17 protein-coding genes are annotated in these 24,887 nt (G+C 68.7%); 4 read left to right on the forward strand and 13 right to left on the reverse strand.

The genetic code is table 11. The annotated features are described in order from the left end of the window. The first annotated feature begins 110 nt into the window (after positions 1-110). Together CA234_RS18110 and bla are read left to right on the forward strand one after the other, a co-directional pair. On the forward strand, positions 111-2,189 hold the full coding sequence (locus CA234_RS18110; RefSeq protein ID WP_126002403.1) for a ComEC/Rec2 family competence protein: 2,079 nt from the start codon (positions 111-113) through the stop codon (positions 2,187-2,189). Continuing rightward, positions 2,186-3,046, forward strand: a complete 861-nt coding sequence (gene bla / locus CA234_RS18115; RefSeq protein ID WP_126002404.1) for a subclass B3 metallo-beta-lactamase — start codon at positions 2,186-2,188, stop codon at positions 3,044-3,046. Before CA234_RS18110 ends, bla begins: the two co-directional genes overlap by 4 nt. 175 nt (positions 3,047-3,221) lie before the next feature. Here bla and CA234_RS18120 read toward each other — a convergent pair whose 3' ends face one another. The 6 genes from CA234_RS18120 to CA234_RS18145 all read right to left on the reverse strand — a co-directional run bounded on the left by CA234_RS18120 (position 3,222) and on the right by CA234_RS18145 (position 10,185). Further along, the gene (locus tag CA234_RS18120) at positions 3,222-4,139 is read right to left on the reverse strand and encodes a hypothetical protein (RefSeq protein WP_167712991.1); all 918 of its coding nucleotides are present in this window, start codon (positions 4,137-4,139) and stop codon (positions 3,222-3,224) included. 226 nt (positions 4,140-4,365) lie between these two features. Further along, positions 4,366-5,043 carry a transcriptional repressor LexA gene (gene lexA, locus CA234_RS18125; RefSeq protein ID WP_125975311.1) on the reverse strand — a complete coding sequence of 226 codons (678 nt, stop codon included), beginning with the start codon at positions 5,041-5,043 and terminating at the stop codon, positions 4,366-4,368. A 58-nt stretch (positions 5,044-5,101) separates the two neighbouring features. Continuing rightward, on the reverse strand, positions 5,102-6,283 hold the full coding sequence (locus CA234_RS18130; RefSeq protein WP_125975313.1) for a molybdopterin molybdotransferase MoeA: 1,182 nt from the start codon (positions 6,281-6,283) through the stop codon (positions 5,102-5,104). A gap of 41 nt (positions 6,284-6,324) precedes the next feature. Next, positions 6,325-7,266: a PilZ domain-containing protein gene (locus CA234_RS18135; RefSeq protein WP_241213572.1), complete on the reverse strand. Its 942-nt coding sequence runs from the start codon at positions 7,264-7,266 to the stop codon at positions 6,325-6,327. Positions 7,267-7,357: 91 nt separating this feature from the next. Then, positions 7,358-8,773, reverse strand: a complete 1,416-nt coding sequence (gene astD, locus CA234_RS18140) for a succinylglutamate-semialdehyde dehydrogenase (RefSeq protein WP_125975317.1) — start codon at positions 8,771-8,773, stop codon at positions 7,358-7,360. A gap of 62 nt (positions 8,774-8,835) precedes the next feature. Then, complete coding sequence (locus tag CA234_RS18145) at positions 8,836-10,185, reverse strand: protein adenylyltransferase SelO family protein (protein ID WP_125975319.1); 1,350 nt, start codon at positions 10,183-10,185, stop codon at positions 8,836-8,838. 18 nt (positions 10,186-10,203) lie between these two features. Between CA234_RS18145 and CA234_RS18150 the strand changes: the two genes are divergently transcribed. After that, positions 10,204-11,073, forward strand: a complete 870-nt coding sequence (locus CA234_RS18150) for an alpha/beta hydrolase (RefSeq protein WP_125975321.1) — start codon at positions 10,204-10,206, stop codon at positions 11,071-11,073. A gap of 82 nt (positions 11,074-11,155) precedes the next feature. Here CA234_RS18150 and CA234_RS18155 read toward each other — a convergent pair whose 3' ends face one another. The 7 genes from CA234_RS18155 to CA234_RS18185 form a co-directional block, all read right to left on the reverse strand. After that, positions 11,156-13,882 carry a TonB-dependent receptor gene (locus tag CA234_RS18155; protein WP_125975323.1) on the reverse strand — a complete coding sequence of 909 codons (2,727 nt, stop codon included), beginning with the start codon at positions 13,880-13,882 and terminating at the stop codon, positions 11,156-11,158. Positions 13,883-14,017: 135 nt separating this feature from the next. Further along, complete coding sequence (locus CA234_RS18160; RefSeq protein ID WP_125975325.1) at positions 14,018-15,142, reverse strand: hypothetical protein; 1,125 nt, start codon at positions 15,140-15,142, stop codon at positions 14,018-14,020. Between the two features lie 338 nt (positions 15,143-15,480). Then, positions 15,481-16,662 carry a Gfo/Idh/MocA family oxidoreductase gene (locus CA234_RS18165; RefSeq protein ID WP_126002405.1) on the reverse strand — a complete coding sequence of 394 codons (1,182 nt, stop codon included), beginning with the start codon at positions 16,660-16,662 and terminating at the stop codon, positions 15,481-15,483. Positions 16,663-16,685: 23 nt separating this feature from the next. Then, entirely contained in the window at positions 16,686-17,948 is a 1,263-nt protein-coding gene (locus CA234_RS18170) for a Gfo/Idh/MocA family oxidoreductase (protein WP_125975329.1), read from the reverse strand. Beyond that, a complete protein-coding gene (locus CA234_RS18175; protein WP_125975331.1) occupies positions 17,945-18,778 on the reverse strand; it encodes an FAD:protein FMN transferase in 834 nt (277 codons plus the stop codon). Before CA234_RS18175 ends, CA234_RS18170 begins: the two co-directional genes overlap by 4 nt. A gap of 1 nt (position 18,779) precedes the next feature. Then, positions 18,780-20,093 (reverse strand): Gfo/Idh/MocA family oxidoreductase, encoded by a 1,314-nt coding sequence (locus CA234_RS18180; protein ID WP_125975333.1) that lies wholly within the window; start codon positions 20,091-20,093, stop codon positions 18,780-18,782. 58 nt (positions 20,094-20,151) lie between these two features. Continuing rightward, on the reverse strand, positions 20,152-21,543 hold the full coding sequence (locus CA234_RS18185; protein ID WP_241213573.1) for a DUF1080 domain-containing protein: 1,392 nt from the start codon (positions 21,541-21,543) through the stop codon (positions 20,152-20,154). A 281-nt stretch (positions 21,544-21,824) separates the two neighbouring features. Between CA234_RS18185 and CA234_RS18190 the strand changes: the two genes are divergently transcribed. Continuing rightward, a complete protein-coding gene (locus CA234_RS18190) occupies positions 21,825-24,812 on the forward strand; it encodes a TonB-dependent receptor (RefSeq protein WP_125975335.1) in 2,988 nt (995 codons plus the stop codon). Positions 24,813-24,887 lie beyond the last annotated feature (75 nt).

Here is a 24,887-nt window from a genome sequence, read left to right on the forward strand (position 1 = left end):
TCTTTCGCGCCATGGTCAGTCCCGCCGCTGCGACCCCCATCCCGGGGGTGTCGAGCCTTCCCTTGGGGGGCTGGTGGCGATTCCCCCAGGGACCTGCCGGCATATGGGGGATGGTCGAACGATGGCTGGAGGCAGAGCGGGGCCAGTTGCCGCTCTGGTTGCCGGTCGCCTTCGGGGCCGGGATCAGCGGTTGGTTCCTGTTGGCCGGGCCACGGCAATGGATCGGCTTCGTCTTAACCGCGCTGGGGGTGGCGGCTCTCGGCGCCGTGCTTCCCGGGCGGAGCGGGCGGGCGTTGCTGGTGGGCGGGCTGCTGGTGGCCGCGGGCTGCGGGGCGATCTGGTGGCGGGCCGAGCATTGCGCCGCGCCGGTGCTGGCGCGGCCGCAGGTGGCGCGCTTCGACGCCGCCGTGCTGCGCGTCGAGTCGCGTCCGGCGCGCGGGCTGGTGCGGCTGGTGCTCGCGCCGGTGCGCCGCGCCGACCTGCCGCCACGACTGCGGGTGAATGTCGACGCGGCGGCGGTGCCACCCGGACTTGTGCCGGGCGCGCTGGTGGCGTTGCGGGCGCGGCTGGTCCCGCCACCGGGCCCACCGGTGCCTGGCGCCTATGATTTCCGCCGGGTCGCCTGGTTCGACGGGATCGGCGCCACCGGCAAGGCGCTCGACCCGGTGACGCTGCTCCACGCGCCGCCCCGGGCCGGACGGGATCTGCGCGCCGCCTTGTCCGCGCATATCGAGTCGCGGCTGCCGGGGAGTGCCGGCGGCATCGCCAGCGCGCTCGCCACCGGCGATGAGGGCGCGATCTCCGAGGACGACAGCGAGGCGATGCGACGCGCCGGCCTCGCGCATCTGCTGTCGGTCAGCGGCCTCCACGTCACCGCCGTCACCGGCGCGGCGATGCTGGTGGTTTTGCGGCTGCTCGCGCTGAGCCCGTGGCTGGCGCTGCGCGTGCGACTGCCGCTGGTGGCGGCGGGGGCGGGGGCGCTGGCGGCGATCGGTTATACCTGGCTGACCGGCGGGCAAGTGCCGACGATCCGGTCCTGCGTCGCCGCGCTGCTGGTGCTGGTGGCGCTGCGCCTTGGGCGCGAGGCGTTGACGCTGCGACTGGTCGCCGCCGGGGCGATGGTGGTGCTCCTGCTGTGGCCGGAGTCGGTGGCGGGCCCGAGCTTCCAGCTGAGCTTTACCGCGGTCGCCGCCATCGTCGCGCTGCACGAGAGCCCGCACATGCGCCGCTGGTTCGAGGCGCGCGAAGAGGGGCTGGCGCGACGGATCGCGCGCGGGGCGGGATCGCTGCTGCTCACCGGCATCCTGGTCGAGCTGGCGCTGATGCCGATCGGGCTGTTCCATTTCCACAAGGGCGGCATCTACGGCGCGGTCGCCAACATCGCCGCGATCCCGCTCACCACCTTCGTGGTGATGCCGCTCGAGGCGCTGGCGTTGCTGGGCGACCTGATCGGGGTGGGCGCGCCCTTCTGGTGGCTGACCGGCCAGGCCATGGCGCTGCTGCTGTGGATCGCGCACAGCGTGGCGAGTGCGCCCGGATCGGTTGCGGTGCTGCCGGTGATGCCGGCGGGGGCCTTCGCGTGCATGGTGCTCGGCGGACTGTGGCTCGGCCTGTGGCGGACGCGGGTGCGGATCGCGGGGCTCGTTCCGCTGCTCGTGGGGGCGCTGTGGGCGCTGGCGACGCCCGGCCCGGACCTGCTGGTCACCGGCGACGGGCGCCACGTCGCGCTGCGCATGGCGGACGGCAGTCTCGCGCTGCTGCGCGACCGCGCGGGCGACTTCACCCGCCAGGTGCTCGGCGAGAATGGCGGGGTCGAGGCCGATGCGCTGGCGGCGCTCGCCGAGCGGCCCGATGCGCGGTGCAGCCGCGATCTGTGTGTCGCGGAGGTTGCGCAGGGCGGACGGCGCTGGCGCGTCGCAGCCACGCGCAGCGTCTATCCGGTGGCGTGGCGCGAACTGGTCGCGGTCTGCGCGTCGAGCGACATCGTGGTGAGCGAACGGCGGCTGCCGCGCGCCTGCCATCCGCGCTGGCTGCGGCTCGATCGGCAGGCGCTCGACTCTACCGGCGGGGTCGCGGTGACCTTTGCGGGCGGGACGGTCCGCACCGTCGCCACGACCGCGCGCCAGCCATGGCTTGACCCGCCCACCGTCCAGCCCCCATTCAGCGCCGCGAAGGGAGATCGACGATGATCCGGATTCTGCTTGCGGCCTCGGCACTTGGCCTGGCTTCCCCGGCGCTGGCCCAGCGCACCGACTGGGCCAAGACCCGCGCCGAATGGAACCAGCCGATGGCGCCGTTCCGGATCCTCGGCAACGTCCACTATGTCGGCACCGCGGGGATCTCGGCCTATCTGATCACCAGCCCGCAGGGGCACATCCTGATCGACGGCGGCATGCCCGAAAGCGCGCCGCTGATCGCCGCGAACATCGAGAAGCTCGGCTTCAAGCTCAACGACGTGAAGATCCTGCTGATCAATCACGCGCATTGGGACCACGAGGGCGGCCTCGCCGAGCTCAAGCGCCGCACCGGCGCGCGGCTGCTGGCGAGCGCCGCCGATACCCCGGCGCTGGAGGCGGGCACGTCCGACTATCGCCCGGACATCAGCATCGCCGCGCCGCCGGTGAAGGTGGACGGGCAGCTCAAGGACGGCGAGGAGATCCGGCTCGGCACCAACACGCTGGTCGCGCATCTGACGCCGGGGCACACCAAGGGCTGCACCAGCTTCACCATGCAGGTCCCCTCGGGCGGGGACAGCCTGACGGTGCTGTTCGCCTGCAGCTTCAGCGTCGCCGACCAGCCGCTGACACCGGGCCATGGCTATGACGCGGCGCCCGCCGATTTCCGCGCCACCTTCGCCAAGCTGCGCGCGACCCAGGCCGACGTGTTCCTGAGCTTCCACGCCGAGCAGTTCGATCTCGCCGCCAAACGCGCCAAGCAGGCGGCGGGCGATCCCGAGGCGTTCGTCGATCCGGGCGAACTGGGGCGTCGGGTGGATGCGGCGCAGAAGGCGTTCGAGGCGGAGCTCAGGGCCCAAACGCCCAAGTAAGGCGTGCAGCTTGAACGGCGCGCCGGGCCCCGGTCAATCAAGGTGGGCCCTCGGGCGCGCGGGCGCCATCCAAAGCCCGCACGCGCGCAAGGGATGGCCCACGAACGTTCGCTGAACGGCCCCATCCTTCGCACGGCCGACGCGTCCAGACGCGAGGACCGCACCGAGCGTGCAGTCAGTGTTCGGCAAACGGCGGGGGATCTGCCTGTTGCTCCTTGAGGACGCGCTCGACGATCAATCCGCGCGTGCTCCAGGCAAAGGCATTGGCCTGTCCGGCATAGAGGCCGCGCAGATAGCCGCGGTCGAAGGCGGTGAGTTCGCTCGGCACGCGATTGGTATTCCCGTCGAACAGGGACAGGATCGTCTCCGTCGGTCCGGTGGCGCGGGGGCGGGCGCCGCCCAGGGTGCGCATCGCCAGATAATCGGCGATCTGGTTGCTGGTCTTGCCGATCACGGCCGAGCGCTCGACCAGCACGATCGACGCTAGCATGTCCTTGCGCGTGGGCGAGACCAGCCTGGAGGCAATCGGGACGTTCAAAAAGCCGCCCTGGTTGATATGCTCGCCATCGCGGCTGAGGACTTCGCTGTTGCTCCATGCGCGCACGGGACCGCGCTCGCCGACGATGGTGCGGATTTCCGACGGCGTACGATCCCCGAAGAGCCACCATTTGCGCCGCACGAGCGTGTCGATCCCCGTGGCTACGCCGTCGGTGAAGACGACGAGGATGTTGGGCGTGCATCCATCGCCCGCGAGCTTTAGCCCGGCCTGCTCGGCATCTGCCGCCAGGCGGTAGCCGATCATCTCGAGGACGGAGCGCTCGAGCCCGACGCTACCGAAGCAGACGGCGCTTTGGAAGCGGGGCAGCGGTGCATCGTTGGGACTGGGCGGCGTGATCGCATGCACCAGCGCGCTGATGTCCTTCTTGGAAGCAGGCTTGCGTCCTGTGACGATGATGGGATCGGTGGGGCCGGCAGGCGCCTTGCGCCCCTGTGCGCGATCGGTTGTATCCGTGGTAGCCGGCGACTGCGCCGCGTCCTGAGAAGAGGATATGCTCTGCTGCGCCATCCCGAGGCCTGGGAAGAGCAGGCTCATCGCCACCGCCAGAAGAGGTCCACGCATCGGCCCGCGCTCCATCACTTCTTGTGTGCAGACCGTGGCATGAATGTCCGATGCGTAGAAGTAGTAATATCGATGCCTGAAAGTACACCACGCGGATCAGCGCGCCCGAGGTGTGCGGGGGCGGGCGGACAAGGAATGGACGAAGCGTAAGGCGAAGCTGTAGCTGGTGCTTCGCATCGCCTCGTCCCGGCCCCATTCATCAGTAGCGGCGCAACAATCCCGCCAACCGGCCCTGCACCCGCACCTGATCCGGGCGATAGCGCTGGGGCGTATAGTCGCGATTGGCCGGATCGAGCCGGACCATCGCGCCTTCCTTGCGGAAATATTTCAGCGTCGCCTCGGCATCGTCGATCAGCGCGACGACGATCTCGCCGTCCCGTGCGGTCTCGGTGCGGCGGATCAGCGCATAGTCGCCGTCGAGGATGCCGGCTTCCACCATCGAATCGCCAGCGACTTCGAGCGCATAATGCTCGCCCGCGCCGAGCAGCGCGGCGGGCACCGGCAGCATGGTCGAGCCTTCGAGCGCCTCGATCGGCGTACCCGCGGCGATGCGGCCGTGCAGCGGGATCTCCACCACGTCATTGGCCGGCGTCGGGGGCGATGCGGGAGCGGCGGCCGCGCTCGCCGGCTTGGGCGCCTTGGCGACAGGCTTGCGCTCGCCGCGCTCGGGCATGCGCAGCACTTCCAGCGCGCGGGCGCGGTTGGGCAGGCGGCGGATGAACTCGCGTTCCTCCAGCGCGCTGATCAGGCGGTGCACGCCCGATTTCGACTTGAGATCGAGCGCCTCCTTCATTTCCTCGAACGAGGGCGATACGCCCGTCTCGGCAAGACGGTCGGAAATGAAGCAGATCAGCTCGTGCTGCTTGCGCGTGAGCATCCAATCCTCCGTGGTCCAGAACAGACTGGGAACGTTTATGCAATGTTCCGAGGCGCTGTCAAGCGATGTCGAGGATTTCCACCGAGTCGGAGCTATTTGCGGCTGGCGCATGCGGCTCGCGCACGATCAGGCAGGTGCTGCGGGCGAGCGTGCGGAGCATCGAGCTGTCCTGGATCGCCGAGGCATGGACGCGGCCGTCGATCAGCGCGGCGCGGAGATAGTCGGTGCGCGGGCCATTGGCCGGCAGCGGCTCGCCGAGGATCGCCGAGCGCCCGCGCGGGAACGGATCGGCGGCACCGGATCGGTGCGCGATCAAGGGCTTGGCGAAGAGCAGCGCGGTGACGAACACCGAAACCGGATTGCCCGGCAGGCCCAGCACGACCATGTCGCCGCGCGTGCCCGCCATCATCGGCTTGCCCGGTCGGAGCGCGATGCGCCAGAAGTCGATGGTCGCGCCGGCGGCTTCCAGCGCGGGGCGGACGAGGTCGTGATCGCCTACCGACGCGCCGCCGCTGGTGATCAGCAGATCGGCCTCGACAGTGGCGAAGGCATGGGTGAGGGCGCCCAGATCGTCGGGCAGGATGCCGAGGTCGACGATCTCGACCGGCAGATCGGCCAGCTGCGCGGCGAGCATCGTGCGGTTCGATTCGGGCAACTGGGCGGGCCCGATCGGCATACCCGGTGCCACCAGCTCGTCGCCGGTCGCGGCGATGGCGACGCGGACCTTGCGGCCGACGGGCAGTGCCGCATGGCCGCCGATCGCCGCCAGCGCGATCCGGGCTGGCGTGAGCCGCTCGCCCGCTGCGATCAGCGCGTCGCCTTGCGCAAAGTCCAGCCCGCGGCGGCGCGTGTTGCGACCCAGATAGGACGGGCCTTCGCCAGCGAGGCTTAGCTGATCGCCGTCGCGCGCGGCCTCTTCCTGGACGAGCACCGTGTCCGCGCCCGCGGGCATCGGCGCGCCGGTGAAGATCCGTACCGCTTCTCCGGGCGCAACCGTGCCCGCGAAGCCAGACCCCGCCGCGCTCTCGCCGATCACGGCCCAAGGTCCGGGCAGGTCGGCGAAGCGGATCGCATAGCCGTCCATCGCCGAAAGGTCGGTTTCCGGCTGGGTGCGGCGTGCGACCACCGGCTCGGCGGCCCAGCGGCCGACGGCTTGCCCCAGCGGGACCGTCTCGACGGGGGTGGGGCCGGCAAGCGCGAGCAGCCGCGCCTGGGCCTCGGCGATGGGAAGAAGTGCCATGCCGCCCGATTGGCGGTGCGGCGGCGGCGATGCAAGCGGCTTCAGCCGGTGCGGCGGCTCGCGGTGAGCAGGCGCAGGTCACTGTCGCGCAGCGGCATGCGGAATTCGGCGAGCGTCCGGCCATGCCGCGCCCGCACCACCCGCGCCGGGCCGCCGCCGATCTCGGGGAGTGCCACCCAGAGCGAACTGCCCGGCGCGAAGGCCTGGCGCGCCTCGAACTCGACCTGCTGGGCGGTGAGCGCATGGATACGGCAATTCCACCAGCCGACGCCCTCGCGCACCCGCCCAGGCAGGTCGAGGCGCAGCGCCAGCTTGTCCTGCAGCAACCCGTCGGCATCGCTCCCGCCGGCCTGGGGGGCGGGCGCCTGCTGGATGCCGCGGAGCCAGGGGAACAGGGTCTGCCAGCCCAGCTCCTCGGTAAAGACGATGCCGGCGGTCTCGCCCGTGATCCAGCGCACCGTGCCTTCCAGCGGACGCAGCCCGTCGAAGGTCAGCTGCACCGCCTCGTCAACGCCGAGCCCGCGCGCCTCGACGCCGACCCCACCTTGCGAGATGTCGCGGGTGCGCAGCTGCTCGACCTCGCCGCCGCGGTGCACGCCGACGGTATGGCGCAGCTCGATGCGCGGCAGGCGGCGGCGCTCGGCGGCGGCGCGGGCGAGGTTGCGCGCGACCATCCCCAGCACGTCCACCGGTGCGTCGAAAGCGAGCCCCGCCTCGTTGCCGTCGGACCAGAGCGTACGGCCGATCAGCGGCTCGGCGGACCCGAGGTGCAGCCGGATCGGCATCGCCTCGGCCAGTTCACGCTCGACGCGCAGCCGCGCGCCCGCCCGGCCGATCCAGTGGATGCCGCAGTCGAGCAGCTCGCCACCCCAGGCGAGTTGGCCTGCATCGAGCCCGTCCGCCGCCGCGGCGCTGGGCGCGCGCGGTGCGGGCAGGTCGTGTGTCAGGCTGAAGATCGTCGCGGACGTTCGCCCCGAATCCATGCTGTCGTTCCGTCCCAAGGGGGACATCCTGCACGCCCGGCACTGAAACCGCGGTTAAGCGGCAGGGTTGCGAAAAGCCTAACGCGGGGCGTCAGGCGTCGCGCAGGCCCACGCCCATCGCCGCGCGCGCCTGCTCGGATTCCGAGGAGACGACCGGATAGGCGCAATAGTCCGCCGCATAATAGGCGCTGGGCCGATGGTTGCCCGACCAGCCCACGCCGCCGAACGGCGCGGCCGAGGAGGCGCCGTTGGTCGGCTTGTTCCAGTTGACGATGCCGGCGCGGATGTTCGCCCAGAACTGGTCGTAGAGCCGCGGATCCTGGCTCACCAGGCTGGCGGAGAGGCCGTAGCGGGTGTCGTTGGCCTCGGCGATCGCCTCCTCGAAGCTCGTCTTGCGGAACACCTGGAGGATCGGGCCGAACAGCTCGACATCCACCTTTTCCCGCGCCTCGGTCATGTCGACCACGCCGGGGGTGAGGAAGGGGCGGTTCTCGATCAGCCGCTCCATGTGACGCAGCGGGCGGCCGCCCATGGTGGAGAGCGTGAGAAAGCTCTCGGTGAGCATGTCAGCGGTATTGTTGTCGATCACCGGGCCCATGAAGGGCTGGGGATCGGCATGCGGCTCGCCGATGATCAACCGGCCGATCAGCTTGTTGAGCTCGGCCATCAGCGGTTCGAACAATTTCTCGTCGACGATCAGCCGGCGCGCGGCGGTGCAGCGCTGGCCGGCGGTGGTGAAGGCCGACTGTACCACCAGCACCGCGGCCGAATAGAGATCCGGCGTATTCCAGACGACGATCGGGTTGTTGCCGCCCATCTCCAGCGCGAGGATCTTCTCGGGGCGCGCGGCGAACTGGCGGTTGAGCGCGATGCCGGTATTGGCCGAGCCCGTGAACAGCAGCCCGTCGATGTCCGGGTGGCCCGCCAGCGCCTTGCCCTGGTCCGGTCCGCCGATCAGCAGGCGGATACAGCCTTCGGGGATGCCCGCGGCATGGAAGCACTCGACGAGGAAGGCGCCGCTGGCGGGCGTCTTTTCCGACGGCTTGAACACCACCGCGTTGCCCGCGAGCAGCGCAGGCACGATATGGCCGTTCGGCAGATGCGCCGGGAAATTATAGGGCCCCAGCACCGCCAGCACGCCGTGCGGCTTGTGCCGCAGCGCGAGCCGAGTGTTCATCGGCGCTTCGATCCGGCGCTGGCCGGTCCGCTCCGAATAGCTGGTGACCGAGATGTCGACCTTGGCGATCACTGTCTCGACCTCGGTGCGCGCTTCCCACAGCGGCTTGCCGGTCTCGCGCGCGAGCAGGTCGGTAAAGGCGTCGGCGCGCTGCCGCACGACATTGGCGAAGCGGCGCAGCGCCTCGATCCGCACGGCGAGCGGGCGCGCCGCCCAGCCTGCCCAGTTGGCGCGGGCGATGGCAACTTCGGTGTCCGCGTCCCCGATCGGGTGTCGCCACAGCACGGCGCCGGTTGCGGGTTCGGTCGAAAGGAGTTCCTGGTCCGGCATGGGCCTTCTGTATTTTCTGGTTCGTTGCCCCTGTTACGATCGCTTTGCCCGATTTCGCGGCGCTAGGCCAGAGCCTCGCCCATCTCGCGGATCGCCGCGATCTTTGCCTCGATCGGCGCCCAGTCGTCCCGCTCCGCGATCGCGGACCACAGCGATTCGACCTCGTCGATCAGCATCGAACGGGGCGCGCCGCGCCAATAGACGTGGTCGCGCGCCTTGCGCGGGCGATAGTCGGCGAGGCGGCTGCGGACCTCGGCGAACTCCGCGCCATAGCGTTCGGGCAGGGTGCCACCGAATGCGTCGAAATAGAAACGGTGGAGCAGCGTGCCGGTCTGGTTGAGCGCCACCTCCACGGCTTCGGTGAGCGCGCGGTCGCTCGCGTCGTCGCGCGGCTGGACACCGAGGCGCCAGAGAACGGCATTGGCCTCCTCGCGATGATAGGCCGGGGCGAAGCCTTCGAGCGCGGCGATCAGCGGCGCTTCCTCGGCGATCAGGCGCAGCGAAATGGCGAGCTGCATCACGTCCCAATAGATCGCCTCGGGCTGGCGGCCGAAGGCGTAGAGACCGTTCTGGTCGAAATAGGCGGCGGTGAAGTTCGCCGCCCAGCTGGGGGCGAAGCGCCAGGGGCCATAGTCGAAGCTCTCGCCGGTGACGTTGATATTGTCGCTGTTGAGCACCCCGTGGACGAAACCCGCGGCCATGAACTGCCCCGCCATCCGCGCGGTGCGGGCGACGACATGGGCGAGTAGCCGCTGCGGCGCGTCGGGCCCGTCCTGCTCGCCGAAATAGTGGCGCAGCACATAGGCGGTGAGCTTCCGCAGGCCTTCCACGTCCTGGAAATAGGCGAGGCGCTGGAACACGCCGATGCGGATATGGCCATGGTTGAGCCGCACCAGCACCGCGGAACGGGTAGGGGAGGGCTCGTCGCCGCGATGGAGCGATTCGCCAGTCTCGACCAGCGAGAAGGTACGGCTGGTCTCGACGCCCAGCGCCTCGAGCATCTCGGTGGCGAGGATCTCGCGGACGCCGCCCTTCAGGGTCAGGCGGCCGTCGCCGAAGCGGCTGTACGGCGTCTGGCCCGATCCCTTGGTGCCTAGGTCCATCAGCCGGCCGGAATCGTCGATCATCTGCGCGAACAGGAAGCCGCGGCCGTCGCCGATCTCGGGATTGTACACGCGGAACTGGTGGCCGTGATAGCGCAGCGCCAGCGGCTGGGGCAGGCTGCCCTTGAGCGGCTCGAACCGGGCGAAATGGGCGAGCCATTCGGCGTCGCTCAGCCCCTCCAGCCCCACGCTCGCGGCGGCGCGGTCGTTGCGGAAGCGGAGGATCGTCTGGGGGAAGCGCGCGGGCGCCACCGGATCGTAGAAGCCATCCCCGAGTTCGAGGATCGCCTGTTGCGGAGCGAAGGCCATGCGGCGATATGGGGCGCGATGGGTGATCGGCGCAACTACTCCGATGGCGTTTGGTGGTCGAAAGACGGCCTGCGGCTGCATTATCGCGACTATCCGGGGCGCGACGACCGCCCGCCGCTGCTCTGCTTCCCGGGCCTTACCCGCAACGCGCGCGACTTCGCCGACCTGGCGACACGCCTCTCGAGCGACTGGCGGGTGCTCTGCGTCGAATTTCGGGGGCGGGGCGAGAGCGCCTATGCCAAGGATCCGATGAGCTATGTGCCGCTCGTCTATCTGCAGGATGTCGAGGCGCTGCTCGCCGAGCTGAAGATCGAGAAGTTCGTCGCGGTCGGCACCTCGCTCGGCGGCATCGTGACGATGCTGCTCGCCGCGACCGACGGGGGCAAGCTGGCCGGCGCGGTGCTCAACGATGTCGGGCCGGAGCTGAACCCGGCGGGGCTGGCGCGGATCCGCACCTATGTCGGCAAGCAGGTCTGGTACCCGACCTGGATGCACGCGGCGCGCGGCGTTGCCGAGGCGAACGGGGACGTCTATCCGGACTATCGGATCGAGGACTGGCTGGCGATGGCCAAGCGGCTCCACCGGGTGAACAGCCAGGGTCGCATCGTGCTCGATTACGACATGAAGATCGCCGAGCCGTTCCGCGTGCCGGGCAATGAGGCCGGGCCGGACATGTGGCCGACGATCGACGCGCTCGCCGGTCGCCCGTTGCTGGTGGTACGCGGCGAACGCTCGGACATCCTGCGCGCCGAGACGGCGGAGAAGATGGTCGCGCGGGTGCCCGGCACCGAGCTGGTGACGGTGCGGCGGGTGGGCCATGCGCCGACCCTCGACGAGCCGGAAGCCGTGGCGGGGATCGAGCGGCTGCTGGCGAAGGTCGCGGGCTGAACGCACCCACGGCGCGCGGCAGAGGGTAGAAATCGCGTGGGACCAGCCGGGAGGCGGCGATGCGCCGCCCGGCCGTGCGCCCTCAGAACCGCGTGCGCACCGTCAGACCATAGGTGCGTGGCTCGGCCAGAAACGACCCGAACATCGCATTGCCCACGGCAAAGCTGGGCGCGCCGAACGCCTGGACCTGCGAGCGACTGCCCGCGCCCTGGAAGGGAAGGTTGAACGCGACCTGCTGGTAGTCGGTGTCGAGCAGGTTCTGCGCCCACAGCTCCACCGCCCATTTCTCGTCGGGCCCACGCACGCCGATGCGCGCGTTCATCGTCACGAAGCCGTCCTGCAGCTTCTCGACGAACAGGTCCGAGCCGGTGTTGTAATCGCTGGTCATGCGGCCATCGACATAGAACAGCCCGGTCATGCCGTTGCTGCCGATCGGCGGGGTCCAGGTCACCGCGCTGGTCACCGTGTTGCGGGGGGCGTTCGACATCTGGCTTCCGGGGAGCAGGAACAGCGCTGCATTGAGCGGCTCGCCCGCCTTGGAGCCGACCAGATCGCGCTGGTACTTGGCATCGGCCAGCGTGTAGCCGAGGTTCACCGTGAAGTTGGAGGTGGGATAGAAGCCGAGCTCCAGTTCCACGCCCTGGGTCACTACCCCCTTGCCGACGCTGCCGGTGCAGGCGCCGGTGGCCGAGCTGTTGTCGCGATCGGCACCGTTCAGCGCGCTGCTGCACCCGCCGATATTCTGGACGATATAGCTGGTGCCGTTGAAGGTGTTGAGCTGGAAGTTGGTGAACTCGGAGCGATACAGCGCCATGTTCGCGGTTATGTGGCGCGCGCTGTACTTGGCGCCGATCTCGAACGCGTTCACCGTCTCGGGATCGAAGCGCAGGTTGGTGACCGATGCCGGGCGCGGGGTGGCGAAGACCGTCGTGGACAGGTCGGAACGATCGAGATTGTAGCCGCCTGCCTTGTAGCCGCGCGCATAGGAGGCATAGAAGAGCGTGCTCTCCGCCGGCTTCCACGAAAGCACCGCGGTGCCGGTCAGCTGGCCTTCCTTGAACTTGTCCGCGAAGGGCACGCCGGTCAGCGCCGCGGTGGAGTTGCCGGTGCAGGTCAGCGTAACGATGCCGCCCGCCAGCGACTGCAGCGTCGCGTTGGTGCTGACGAGCAGCGGGCCCAGCGCCGCCTGCTGCGCCGGGCAGACCGTGTTGTTGTTGTTGAACGCGGCCTTCAGCGACTTGCTTTCCCGCGTGTAGCGTGCGCCGAGCGTGAAGCTGAGCGTCTTGGTCAGCTTGTAGATATTGTGGGTGAAGAGGGCCCAGTTGTTGCTGGTCTGGTCGTACAGGTCGAGCGTCGAGCCGCGATCGTTGAGCGTGCTGAGGCGATCGATGCCGCCGATGATCTGCGACCCCACCGCCGGGGTGAGCACCGCGCGGCCGGCGGCGCTGAGGCAGCCGGGGCGGGTGGGGTCGCGCAGTGCCGCGGCCGGGTTGATCGTCGCCACCATCCGGCACGCGGCGAAGGCGCCATATTGGGTGCCGAAGCGCAGATTGTCCGCCACGCGCAGCTTCTCGTGGGCGTAATAGCCGCCGACCAGCCAGTCGAGCCTGTCGCCCAGGATCGTGCCCGAGAAGCGGCTCTCATGGCTGAAGGTGTGGAACTGGCGATAGGCGTTGCCGTCATCGGGGCGATAGGCGATGTCGACATTGCCGTAATCGATGTCGCCCGCGCCCGCCGACTTGTACTCGCGGTATGCGGTGAGCGAGGTCAGCTGGGTCGCGCCGAGGTTCCAGCGAACACGCGCCGAGAGGCCATAGTCGGTGGTGAGGTTGGTGTAGGCGCGGCCGGGGGTCTGCGCGATCTGGCGGTTATAAGGAGCGCCTTCGCTCGGCAGCACGCCGCCCATGCTGCGCAGGATCGCGGTGATGCGGTTGCCGGCCGGATTGATCGCGAAGTCGCCGGGCTTGCCGGGGGTGGGGTCCAGCTTCTCGCGCGTGTCCATATAGACCGCGCCGCAGCATTTCTCGTTGCGATGAGTATAGTCGGCGATCAGGCGGATGCCGAGATCGGGGGTGACTGTGAACAGCAGCTGGCCGCGGACGAAATAGCGGTCGCGGTCGTTGTAATCGGTCTTGTTGACCACGTCGTGCAGATAGCCGTCGCGCTTCGAATAGACGCCGTCGAGGCGGAAGGCGACGAGGTCCTTCACCAGCGGACCGGTCAGGGCGCCGGATAGGCGGACGGCGTCGAAATTGCCATAGGTCGCCTCGGCGAACCCGCCGAACTTGAACTCGGGAACCTTGGTGTAGATGCTGATCGCGCCCGCCGAGGAGTTGCGGCCCGAGAGCGTGCCCTGCGGCCCGCGCAGCACCTCGATCCGCTCGATCTCGCCCATGTCGTTGAGGCCCGATCCGGTTCGGCTGCGATAGATGCCGTCGATGAACACCGCGACCGAGCTCTCCAGGCCGGGATTGTCGCCGACCGTGCCGATGCCGCGCACGCGGGCCGAGGCGTTGGCTTCGGAGCCGGTGGAGGAGACGAGCAGCGAGGGAGCGATCTGCGTCATCTGCCGGATGTCCGTCGCGCCCGAATTCTGCAGCGCCGCCTGGCCGAAGGCAGACACCGCGATCGGCACGTTGGACAGGCGCTCTGAACGGCGGGTGGCGGTGACGACGATGTCCGCCGAATTGGGCGACTCATTGTCCGCCTCAGGCGGGGTGTTGGCGGCGGATCCGCGCAGATCCTGCGCCGCCGCCGGTGCGGCCAGGGCAAGCACGCCCGCGGACAGCAACAATGCCCATTTCGACATATCGGCTCCTCTCCTTTTCCAAGCTTTTGCTTTGGTTTGACGGCCTGGTTTGCCGAAAGAGCCATAAATTTCGGTGAACGTCTCCTCGGGGGTTTGCCGGGGTCTGGCTGCACGGCGACGCCGTCATGCGGTCGATCAGCGGGAGCGGCCGGGCTCCAATGCGGTGCTTGCCTTCAAGGCGAACAGCGCCGTCGTCGCGCTGCTGCCATGATCGACCAGAACCGGCAGGCCGGCGGCCGTGCGAGCGAAGCGCAGCAGCGGGCGTGCCTGCCAGCCGGCGGCGCCGGGTGCGAGAATGGCGCGCGCTTCGCCGGCCAGCTCCGGCGGAAGCGCGGTACGGCTCGCCCGCAGCGCGAGCACGGCCAGCGCGGTGGCGAGGGGATCGGCACCGTCGACTCCCCAACCGCGGCCAGGCCGGCGGCTCGTATGCAGAAAGCGAGCGCCGCGCGCGACAGCGGGATGGTTGGGCATCACCGCGCCCAGCAGCCGCAGCGTCAGCCAGGTGCCATGATAGGGGTCGATTCCCGCGGCGGAGCCCCAGCTGCCGTCCGGCTGCTGGCGGTCCGCGATCCAGCGGGCGCCCGCGACGATCATGCCGAGGAACCTGCGCGCGTCCCAGCGCGCGAGCCCGAAGACGAGGCTGGCGACCGTCTCCACCGCGTCGGGTGCGGCATTGTTCGGCAATACCCAGGTGGGGAGCACCCCGTCGGCCTCGGCATAGGCGAGCAACACCGCGAGCGGCGGGGCGCAGTGCGCGGCGATCAGGTCGCGCCTGCTCAGTCGCGCGAACAGCAGCAGGATCTGGGCGAGTTCGCCCACGTCGCCCGACAGGTCATAGTAGCGATCGGCGCTGGTCTGCCGCGCACGGTCGGCTGCCCGGCGATGCCGCACGACCTCCCGCACAACGGTCTCGATTACCGGATGCTGCGCACCGACATCGATGTCGAGCAGCGCATCGGCGATCAGGATCTGGACGAACAGGTCCCGTGCGCCAACGAGGTCCAGGGCTGGTGCCGTCGCGTCGTGTGGAGCCGGTGCTTCGTCGCGGCCTGCACCGGCCCGCTCCAGGACTATTCGTGCGTACGCAACGATCGCCGCGTGCGAGGCCGCCGCTTCCGGGATCGACGGCGCGGCGTCGAGGATGGCCGCATCGTGCGGGGCGGGGCGATGCGACTGGTCCGTCGGCCATCCGGCGTCGGGTGGCGCGGCTGCCAAACCTGGCGCGGCATGTTCCAACGCATCCTGTTCGAATGTCGGCATGTGCACCCACCCCTGACCAGACGTCTCCGGCGCTTCGCACGCTCGATACGCACGCCGGCCAAAACAAGGGCCCGCGGTGCTGGCGCGGAGGGTTTGCATGTTTCTGCTATGTTCACCCCTTCATCGCGGAGCGCGGGCGGTTCGCAAAGGGCAACTTGGTCCGGAATGGAGTGGTAGCGGAGACGCAATGGTGCAGGGAATCGCCCCATGCCCTGACGCGAGCCTCGGGCCACGGCGGCGCTATTTCGAAGCCAATCAGGTGGATGGCGGCGTTGCTGTCGGGCAGCATGGGAAGGTCCGTTGCGGAGCGGACCTTCCCCTGCCGTCATCGCGGCGGGTCAGCCGTCCTGTACCGGCGGCCGCTGCCCGCCCGCGAGCGTCCGCGCCTTGTCCTGCGCGGTCAGCACCAGCTCGGCGGCGAGCAGCGCCTGTGCCTGGTTCTGCGCGATTTCGGTGCGCTGGACCACATCGGTGACGAATTGCGGGCCGAAGGGCAGCGGCACCGTGCTGCAGTCGATATAGCGGGTGCCCTGGCGATCGGCGATAAACAGGTGGTTGCCGCCGGGCCGCCCCTGGATGTCGACGTACTTTCGCAACTCTATGTAACCCTCGGTGCCGAGGATGAAGACGCGACCGTCGCCCCAGGTCGGCAGGCCGTCCGGCGTGTACCAGTCGACGCGGACATAGCCGGTGCCGCCATTGCCGGTCATCATCATGTCGCCGAAATCCTGGAACTTCGGATGGTTCGGCGTGGCGAAATTGCCGACCTGCGATGCCACCACCTGCGCTTCGGTGGAGCCGGTGTAGAAGACGAACTGGTCCGCCTGATGGCTGCCGATATCGGTGAGGATGCCGCCATAGTTGGCGACGTCCCAGAACCATTCGGGGCGGCTGGGCGCGCTCACCCGGTGCGGGGCGATGTTGATCGTCTGCACCACGCGGCCGATCGCCCCGGCATGGACCAGCTCGCCCGCCTTCACCGCGGCGCGCACCTCGAGCCGCTCCGAATACATGATCGCGAACTTGCGCCTTGTCTCGGCGATCGTGCGGCGCACCTCGGCGAGCTGGGCGAGGCTGGTGATGCCCGGCTTGTCCGAGAGGAAATCCTTGCCCGCGCGCATCACCCGCACGCCGAGCGGCGCGCGAAGATTGGGGATCGAGGCACTGGCGACCACCTGGACGCTCTTGTCGTCGAGGATCTCGGCCTCGCTGCGGGCGACCTTCACGTCGCCATAGCGGGCGCGGAAGGGGACCAGCTGCTTGGGGTCGCTCGCATGCACCGCCACCAGCGTGCCGCCGCCGCGGATCAGCGCATCGGTCATCGCATAGATGTGCGAATGGTCGAGCCCGATCACGGCGAAGCGGATGCGGTCCTTGGCAGTCGGGTCCGGCCCGGTCGGCGCGGCATTGGCGGAGACGCCGTTGCCCTGCGCGGTCGATTGCGCACGCGCCGTGCCGGCGAGCCCGGCACCGATAAGGCCGGCGCTGGCGAGGAGCAGGCGGCGGTCGATCATGTCCATGCTAAGGTCCCTTTGGGAGAAGGTCAGAAGGTGACGAGGTCGGCCGGCCAGGCGAGCGCCTGGCCCTGGTCGATGGCCTGCTCGCCGAGCAGCGAGGCGACGCTGGCATAATAGGCCTGGGCGAGCAGGCCGGGCACTTCCTTGCCGCTGCGCACCGCTTCGCCGAAGCCCTCGAACTGGAGCATCGTCTCGTCATATTCGCCCCAGCCGAGCGAGTCGCCGGGGGTGGTGACGGGGAGTTCGGGGAACCAGGTCGCGCCGCCGATCGGCACGGTGTTCTTGCGGCCCGCCTGCACGTCCGCGCGCATGCGGGCGAGCGCGGGGACGGCGCCCGGCTGGACCTCCTGGTAGATTCGGCCGAGCTCTGGCTCGATCGTGCCCTTGCTGCCCTGGATCTGCTCCTCGCAGCCATAGCGGGCATTGTTGAGCATCGAGGTGTAGATCACCTTCCGACCATCGGAGTAATCGTAGATCAGCGCGACCTGGTCGTAGACGTCGCGGCCGTCCTTCCAGAAGCAGATGCTGCCGGAGCCCATCACCCGCGTGGGCAACCCGCCCATGAACCAGTTGGCGACCTGAAGCTGGTGCGTCGCCAGTTCGGTCATCAGCCCGGCCGAGCGATCGCGGTAGAGCCGCCAGTTGATCTCGCGCTCGGTGCCGCCGGGCGGGATCTGGCGGCGCCAGCTGCGGTTGCGGTGCCAGCTGGCGCGGATCTGGGTGATGTTTCCGATCTCGCCTGCCTGGGCGCGCTTGAGCGCGTTGAGATAGGTCGGGTTGAACAGCCGCTGATGGCCGATCTGGAGGATCTTGCCGCGTGCACGGGCGCGGGTGACCATCGCGCTGCAATCGGCGATCGTCCGCGCCATCGCCTTCTCGCAGAACACGGGATAGCCCGCCTCGAGCGCGTCGATCGTGTGGCGGGCATGGAGATCGAGCGGGGTGGCGATCACCACCGCGTCGATGCCCTTGGCCTCGAGCATCTTGCGATGATCGGTGAAAATCGGCGTGTTCGCCGGCACATAGGCGCGCGCCTTGGCCATGTGCGGCTCGAAATTGTCGCAGAGCGCGGCGACGGTGCAGTTGCGCGTCTTGTTGAGGTTCTGGATCAGTGTGCGGCCGCGATCGCCGGTGCCGATCACGCCGATGCGGACGCGCGGGCCCTTGGCGATGTCCTCGGCGGCACGGGCCGCCCAGGGTGCGGCGGCGCTCATCCCTACGCCCGCGGAGGCGAGCAGTACGCGATCGAGGAAGGTGCGGCGGGAAAGCGCGAAATCGTCGTCGGTCATGCGGTAGGTTCCAGTGCTCGCTCGGCGCCGACGGGCGCGGCATGGGGAAAGAGAAAACGTTGTTCGGGGGCGGCGGCGCACAGCCGATCGCGGGCGACGGGGTCGGAGACGAGCAGCGCGGTGCTCAGCGCCTCGGCCTCGGCGCCGGTCGCGGCGGCCGCGATGGCGGTGGCGGCGGTGGTGACGATCGCGCCGTCGGTCGGCCGGATCATTGCGGCGCGGCCCGGTTTGGCGGCACCGGGGCCGATGGTGGACGAGATCGACAGCGCCGCGTCCTGCAGCTCCAGCTCGACCAGCCATGCGCCGTCGTTCGCGGGGTGCGGCACCGCGAGCGGCCAGTCGCCGCCGAGGGGATGCTGGCCGAGCACCGCGATCGAGCTCTCCCCGGCGGAGAGCAGGGCGGAGGGTACGCCCATCGCGCGGAGGGCGGTGACAGCGCGATCAAGCGCATAGCCCTTGCCGAAACCGCCGAAATCGAAGGTCAGCGGACGGGTGCTGGAGACGCGGCGGCTGGCGCGGTCGATCGTGAGTGCAGACCAGTGGCCGAGGCTGGGGTCGAACAGTCCGCCGGTCCCGCGCCACAGCGCATCCACCTGGACCAGTGCGCCGAACAGCAGCCGGTCCTCCACCACCGCGTTTCCGCCGCTGGAGAGCGCGTCGTTGAGCGCCGTGGTGGGCGAGGGGCGGTGGATGGTCAGCGCGTCTTCGACCGAGAGGATCGCGGCCCTGGCGGCGGCAAGCGCGGCGGGGTCGTCGCAGCCGAACACATGCAGCTCGACCCGCGTACCCATGGCGGCGAACCGCGCCACGCTCGCCGCCGCACCCGTCATCTCAGCCGCGCACCTCCCAGCCGGGCTCATAGTCGACCGCCCAGAGCTTCAGCGCGGCGGCTTCCTTCGGCTTGCCGGTGGCGGGGTCGACGGTGATCGCGCCGCCGGTGCGATAGGCCATGTTGCCGAGATGGCAGAGCGTGGTGCTGATATGCCCCTCCTGGATCGGCGAGTGCAGCGCCGTCTCGGTACCGCGGACCACGCCGAGGAAGTTGGCGGCGTGGTAGACGTCGAGCGCGCCTTCGCCGACGGTGCCGGTCGTCTCCGATTCCGCCGGTGCCTTCACCTCGCGGATCCGCTTGCCGGCCAAGTCGTACAGCTCGAAGCCGTTGCGATCGACCACTGCCGAGCCCTTGGTGCCGAGCAGCAGCGTCCCGCGACCCCGGCCATAGCGGAGCATGCCGTTGCAGCTCTCGCCGTCCCAGCGGATCGTCCGCCCGCCGTCGAAGCCGAGGTTCAGCGCGAGCGAATCATACATCTCCCAGTCGTCGCCCTGGTAGAAGCGGCGGGCGCCGCGCGCGGTGACGGTGCTGGGGTAGGTCACGCCCATCAGCCAGCGCGCGATGTCGAGCTCGTGCATCGCGTTGTTGCAGATCTCGCCGGTGCCGTATTGCCAGAACCAGTGCCAGTTATAGTGGACGAGGTTCGAGCGGTACGGTCCGCGCGGCCGCGGCCCCTGCCACATGGCCCAGTCGAGATTGGCGGGGGGCGGCACGATCTGGCCCCTGCCGATCGACTTGCGGTTGTTCGCGTACCAGGTCTGCGCCTCGTAGACGTCGCCCAGCTCGCCGGCGCGGATCAGGTCGAGCAGCTGGCGGGTCTCGACGCTCGAGCGCTGCTGGTTGCCGACCTGGAGCACGCGGCCGGTGCGCTTCTGCGCGGCGATCAGCGCCTCGCCCTCGGCCGGCGCGATGCCGATCGGCTTTTCGATATAGACGTTGCGGCCCGCGTTCATCGCGTCGATCGCGACCTTGGCATGCCAGTGATCGGGCGTCGCGATGGTGATCACGTCGACCGCCTTGGTGTCGAGCAGCCGGCGATAGTCGCCGGTGGTCTCGACCTTGTTGCCGTGCCGCTGGGCGAACTCGCCGGCGCGCTTGGCGAGCACCGCGGAGTCGACGTCCGCGAAATGGGTGACCTGGACATTGGGCTGCTTGGCGAAGGCGCTCATATGCGCCTGGCCGCGGCCGTTGACGCCGACGATGCCGACGCGGATGCGGTCGTTCGCCCCCAGGATGCGCGCATAGCTGCTCGCGCTGATCGCCAGTGCGCCGGTCGCGGCGGCGCCCTTCATCATCGTTCGACGGTCGAACATGGCAGTGCTTCCCCTCGGTTCTTTATAGTCGTGATTGCAACAGTGCGGCGCAGATTCCTCAGAAACGGCGCAGCTTGATCGAACGGAAATCGACCCGGTCGCCATGATCCTGCAGCAGGATCGCGCCCTCGGCCGTGGTGCCGAAGCCGGCGATCTTGGCGAACTTGCTCTGGGCGATTACCGCCTTCAGCGCATCCGATCCGCGCTCATATTCGACGACCTTGAAGCCGTTCAGCCAATGCTCGACATGGTTCCCGCGGACCAGGATCGTCGCGCGGTTCCACTCGCCCGGCGGGTTGTTGCGTTTGCCGGGGCTCGACGGGTCGGAAAGGTTGCGCGCCGGGATCAGGTCGTAGAGCGAGGCCAGCGTGCGGTTGCCGTCGCGGCCCATCCTGGCGTCGGGATGCCGCGCATCGTCGAGCAACTGATATTCGAAGCCGACGCTCGACACGCCGCCATTCTGCAGCGGCGGCAGCAGATACTTGATGCCGCTATTGGCACCCTCGCTCAGCCGGAAATCGACCGAAAGCTCGAAATTGCGGTAGTTGGCTGCGGTGGCGATGTCGCCGCCGCCGCCATTCTTCTCCACCGTCAGGATGCCGTCGGCGATGCTCCAGCCCTTGGCCGGGAAGCCGCCGCCCTTGGCCGAGCGCCAGCCCTTAGACGTGCGGCCATCCCACAACAGCGTCCAGCCCGCGCGGCGCTCGGCGGCGGTCAGCTGGTTCGACTGCCAGCCCTGCTGCTCGACCTTGGTCTCGGGCAGCGCATAGCGGGCGGGCGAGTCGGTGATGATGCGCAGGCCCTTGAAGCGCACCTCGGGGCCCTTGGCCGCAACGTCGTCGGGCAGGGCGTGGACCTGGAAGGCGAGGAAGCCGCGCGCATCGGTATCGTCGACGATGTCGGCGGCGGGGACGCCGTTGAGGAAGGTGCGGATGCGGTTGCCGATCGCCTCGACGCGGTAATGGTTCCAGTCGCCCGATTTGAAGGCCTTGCGCGCGGCCTCGTTGCGGCCGAGCGTGAACAGCCATTGGCGGCGCTGCTCGTCATAGAGGCCGGCGCTCCACGCGCGCGGCGAGGGGTCGATCTCGGCCTGATAGCCGAACACCACGCCGTTGCGGTACTCGGGCCGGCTCTGGCCGCGGATCATCATCCCCGAGTTGAGCGACGGATCGGTCTTGGCGTCGAACTCGACGATGAAGTCGCCATAGAGCTGGTCCGAGACCAGCCAGCTATTGCCCTTGCCGATCACCGCGCGGCCGACCAGTTCGTCGCCCACCACCTCGTAGGTCGCGTTGCCGCCGGTGCGGTGCCACCCGGAGAGGTCCGCCTTGGGCATGAGGTCGCGCCAGGGCGCAGCGGCGGGCGCGGTGCCGACGGGCGGGGCCGCAGCGAGGGGAAGCGTGCTTGCCGGCAGGGCGGCAAAGGCCAATAGTGCGAATGTGCGAACCACAGTCTCTCCCCTCATCCATGAAGTGGCCCCGTCCGCTTCCCAAAGGCTTGCGGCGAAAAGCTCTTGATGGCTAGGCGTAAAACTTGGTCGGGCCACTTGCAAGCGCCTTGTCTGGCAGAAAAACGGCCTGACAACGCTATCTGGCAAATTGGTCAGGCATAGTTGCCAGACACGATGGCGCCTGTTACGCAGTATTGCAGTCGGACACCCGCAGATGGGGGCGACACCACCCGCGCACCGAAACGCTTAGACACAGGTGCGCGCGAAATGGGAGAGGGGATATGGACACCGTTCGTGGCCACAAACGCGCCTTGTTCGCATCGTGCAGCGCACTCGCCGCGCTGATCGCAACTTCCGCCGCCGCCCAAACCGCATCGGAGCAACCCGCCCCGGTGCAGGCGGACGACGCACAGAACAATGAAATCGTCGTCACCGGCTTCCGCGCCTCGCTCAACAGCGCGCTCAACCTGAAGCGCTCTGAGACCGCCGCGATCGACAGCATCGTTGCGGAAGATATCGGCAAGTTTCCCGATTCGAACCTCGCGGAGTCGATGCAGCGCATCCCCGGCGTCGCACTCTCCCGCGGGGACGGCGGCGAAGGGCGCAACATCTCGGTCCGCGGCCTCGGTGCGCAGTTCACCCGCGTGCGGATCAACGGCATGGAGGGCGTGTCGCAGGTCAGCGGCAGCGACATTCGCGGCGGCGTCGCGACCGGCCGTTCGTTCGATTTCGTGACCTTCCCGACCGAGATCTTCTCGGCGCTCACCGTGCGCAAGACCACCTCGGCCGATGTCGAGGAAGGCTCGCTCGGTGCGACCGTGGACCTGCGTGCGCCCAAGCCGTTCGACCAGAAGAAGGACTTCGTCTTCTCCGCCACCGCGCGCGGGATCTACAACGACATCCGCAAGGAAGCCGATCCGCGCCTCTCCGCGCTGGTTTCCAAGAAGTTCGGCGACAGCTTCGGGGTGCTCGGCAGCATCGCCTATTCGAAGCGCCATATCGACGAATATGCCTATTCGGCGGCGGACGTGGTGCCGACGACCGTCTACGGTCTTGCTCAGCCGGCCGGCAGCGCCAATGCGGGCGTGATCTTCCCGTTCTGCACCCCCGCGGGATACCTCTACAAGGGCGCCCCGGTGAACAGTCCGGTGGCCGGCTATACCCAGCCGAGCGGCGCCGCGATCGGCGCGGACGCCAACAATTGCAGCACCAACAACCCGCGTACCGGTACCCAGGCGGCCTATGACTATATCATGAGCCGGACGGGCGTGAACGGAAAGCCCGGCGGCGGCGTCTACCTGCCGCGCCTGCCGCGCCCGGTGAAGGGCAGCCAGAACCAGGAGCGCTTGGCCGGCTCGCTGACGCTGCAGTTCAAGCCCGACGACAATACCGACATCTCGCTCGACGGCCTCTATTCGCGCTTCAAGGTCAAGCGGCTGGACACCATGATCGACGCGCGTTCGTTCGGTCGCGCGATCTCGAACAACGGGCAGCCGCTCACCTCGGTGCGCGAGATCGAGGTCGACGGCAACGGCTCGCTGGTCCACGGCCTGTTCGACGGCGTCGACCTGCGTTCGGAAATGCAGGACGAGCGCTTCACCTCCGAATACAAGCAGGCGAACCTCAACTTCGACCATCGCTTCTCGGACGCTTTCCGGCTGTTCGGCCTCGCCGGCATCAACCAGTCGACGCTCGACGTGGATCGCCTGCAGGTGGCGATCGACGCGAACGACACGCGCAACTGGTCGATCGACTTCCGCGACAATCCGAACATCCCGAAGATCGGCTACGGGATCGACACGACCAACCCCGCGCTGTTCCAGTATGGCCCGCCGCTCGCCAATGGCGACCAGCGCGGCCAGCTCTCCAACTTCATCCGCCGCAACACGATCACCAGCAAGACCTTCGAGCTCAACGCCGACTGGAAGGTGACGCCCGGCTTCTCGATCCAGGCCGGCGGCCAGTATCGCACCAACAAATACACCGCGCGCGAGCGCCAGCTCGCCACCAACACCCCGCTGGCGCTGCCGGCGGGCGCCTCGATCGCCGATTTCAGCTTCGTCACCACCGGTGTCGGCAAGAATCTCGGCGGCAACCTGCAGGACTTCGTCTCGATCGACCCGGACAAGTTCCGCCAGGTCGTCGGGCTCGACAACTATGTGTATTGCAGCATCGAATGCGCCAAGGGCACCTATGGCGGCGTCGACGAGAAATACGCCTCGGGCTATCTGATGGCGAAGTTCGACACGGCGAACATCCTGCCCTTCGCGCTGCGCGGCGATGCCGGGGTGCGCTATGTCCGCACCAGCCTCGATACCTATGGCCCGATCACCACCGCATCGCCGGCGGGATCGCTCTACCCGTCGCGCTTCGTCATCTCCAACGTCAGCCGCTCCTACGAGGACTGGCTGCCGTCGATGAACCTCGCGCTCGACATCACGCCGAGCCTGATCGCGCGCGTCTCGGCGGCGCGGGTAATGTCGCGGCCCTCCTATGGCCAGTTGATCCCGGCGGGCTCGGCGAATCTGGTGATCCAGACCGCGTCGTTCAGCAACCCGTTCCTCGATCCGATCCGCGCCAATACCTTCGACGCCGCGCTCGAATGGTATTTCCGCCCCGGTTCGCTGCTCTCGGTCGCCTATTTCCACAAGGATATCGAGACCTATATCCAGACGACCAGCCAGAGCCTGGCCTTCCAGGACATCGGCCTGCCGCTGTCGCTGCTCAACGGCACCCAGCTCCGCCCGACCGACCAGTTCACCGTCCAGCGCAGCAACAACACGCCGGGCGGCCCGCTGCGGGGCGTCGAGGTGAACGTGCAGCTGCCCTTCACCTTCCTGCCGGGCGTGCTCAAGAATTTCGGCGCGCTGGGCAATTTCACCCGCGTGCGCTCGAACATCAACTACATCATCTCGCCGACGCTCTCGCGTACCGCGCCGCTGGTCGGCCTGTCGCCCGAGACGGCGAGCGGCACGCTCTATTACGAGGACAGCAAGTTCAGCATCCGCTCGACGGTCAACTATCGCTCGTCGTTCCTGACGGCGGTGCCGAGCGGTTCGGTCGATGCGGACTCGACCGCCAATGCCCGGTCGATCTTCGTCGATGCCTCGGCCTCGTACAATCTCAGCGAGCATATCAAGCTGATCGCCGAGGTGCAGAACATCACCAACGAAACCAACCGGCTGACGGTGGATACGGTCCGCAAGGACCCGCTCTACACCGCCTATTTCGGCCGGACCTACGCACTTGCGGTGAACTTCGTGTTCTAACCCGTTGGTGGGGCAGGCGGCCTGCCTGTCCCACCCTGTCCGTCAGCACGCTTGCTCTCCTCTCGCAGCGCGGTA

The organism is Sphingomonas sp. ABOLE (assembly GCF_003950455.1).
Taxonomy (GTDB): Bacteria; Pseudomonadota; Alphaproteobacteria; order Sphingomonadales; family Sphingomonadaceae; genus Sphingomonas; species Sphingomonas trueperi.

Coding starts and splice junctions, on each gene's coding strand:
- CA234_RS18110 (WP_126002403.1), top strand. CDS start 111: ATGGTCGAACGATGGCTGGAGGCAGAGCGGGGCCAGTTGCCGCTCTGG.
- bla (WP_126002404.1), top strand. CDS start 2,186: ATGATCCGGATTCTGCTTGCGGCCTCGGCACTTGGCCTGGCTTCCCCG.
- CA234_RS18120 (WP_167712991.1), bottom strand. CDS start 4,139: ATGAGCCTGCTCTTCCCAGGCCTCGGGATGGCGCAGCAGAGCATATCC.
- lexA (WP_125975311.1), bottom strand. CDS start 5,043: ATGCTCACGCGCAAGCAGCACGAGCTGATCTGCTTCATTTCCGACCGT.
- CA234_RS18130 (WP_125975313.1), bottom strand. CDS start 6,283: ATGGCACTTCTTCCCATCGCCGAGGCCCAGGCGCGGCTGCTCGCGCTT.
- CA234_RS18135 (WP_241213572.1), bottom strand. CDS start 7,266: ATGGATTCGGGGCGAACGTCCGCGACGATCTTCAGCCTGACACACGAC.
- astD (WP_125975317.1), bottom strand. CDS start 8,773: ATGCCGGACCAGGAACTCCTTTCGACCGAACCCGCAACCGGCGCCGTG.
- CA234_RS18145 (WP_125975319.1), bottom strand. CDS start 10,185: ATGGCCTTCGCTCCGCAACAGGCGATCCTCGAACTCGGGGATGGCTTC.
- CA234_RS18150 (WP_125975321.1), top strand. CDS start 10,204: ATGGGTGATCGGCGCAACTACTCCGATGGCGTTTGGTGGTCGAAAGAC.
- CA234_RS18155 (WP_125975323.1), bottom strand. CDS start 13,882: ATGTCGAAATGGGCATTGTTGCTGTCCGCGGGCGTGCTTGCCCTGGCC.
- CA234_RS18160 (WP_125975325.1), bottom strand. CDS start 15,142: ATGCCGACATTCGAACAGGATGCGTTGGAACATGCCGCGCCAGGTTTG.
- CA234_RS18165 (WP_126002405.1), bottom strand. CDS start 16,662: ATGGACATGATCGACCGCCGCCTGCTCCTCGCCAGCGCCGGCCTTATC.
- CA234_RS18170 (WP_125975329.1), bottom strand. CDS start 17,948: ATGACCGACGACGATTTCGCGCTTTCCCGCCGCACCTTCCTCGATCGC.
- CA234_RS18175 (WP_125975331.1), bottom strand. CDS start 18,778: ATGACGGGTGCGGCGGCGAGCGTGGCGCGGTTCGCCGCCATGGGTACG.
- CA234_RS18180 (WP_125975333.1), bottom strand. CDS start 20,093: ATGTTCGACCGTCGAACGATGATGAAGGGCGCCGCCGCGACCGGCGCA.
- CA234_RS18190 (WP_125975335.1), top strand. CDS start 21,825: ATGGACACCGTTCGTGGCCACAAACGCGCCTTGTTCGCATCGTGCAGC.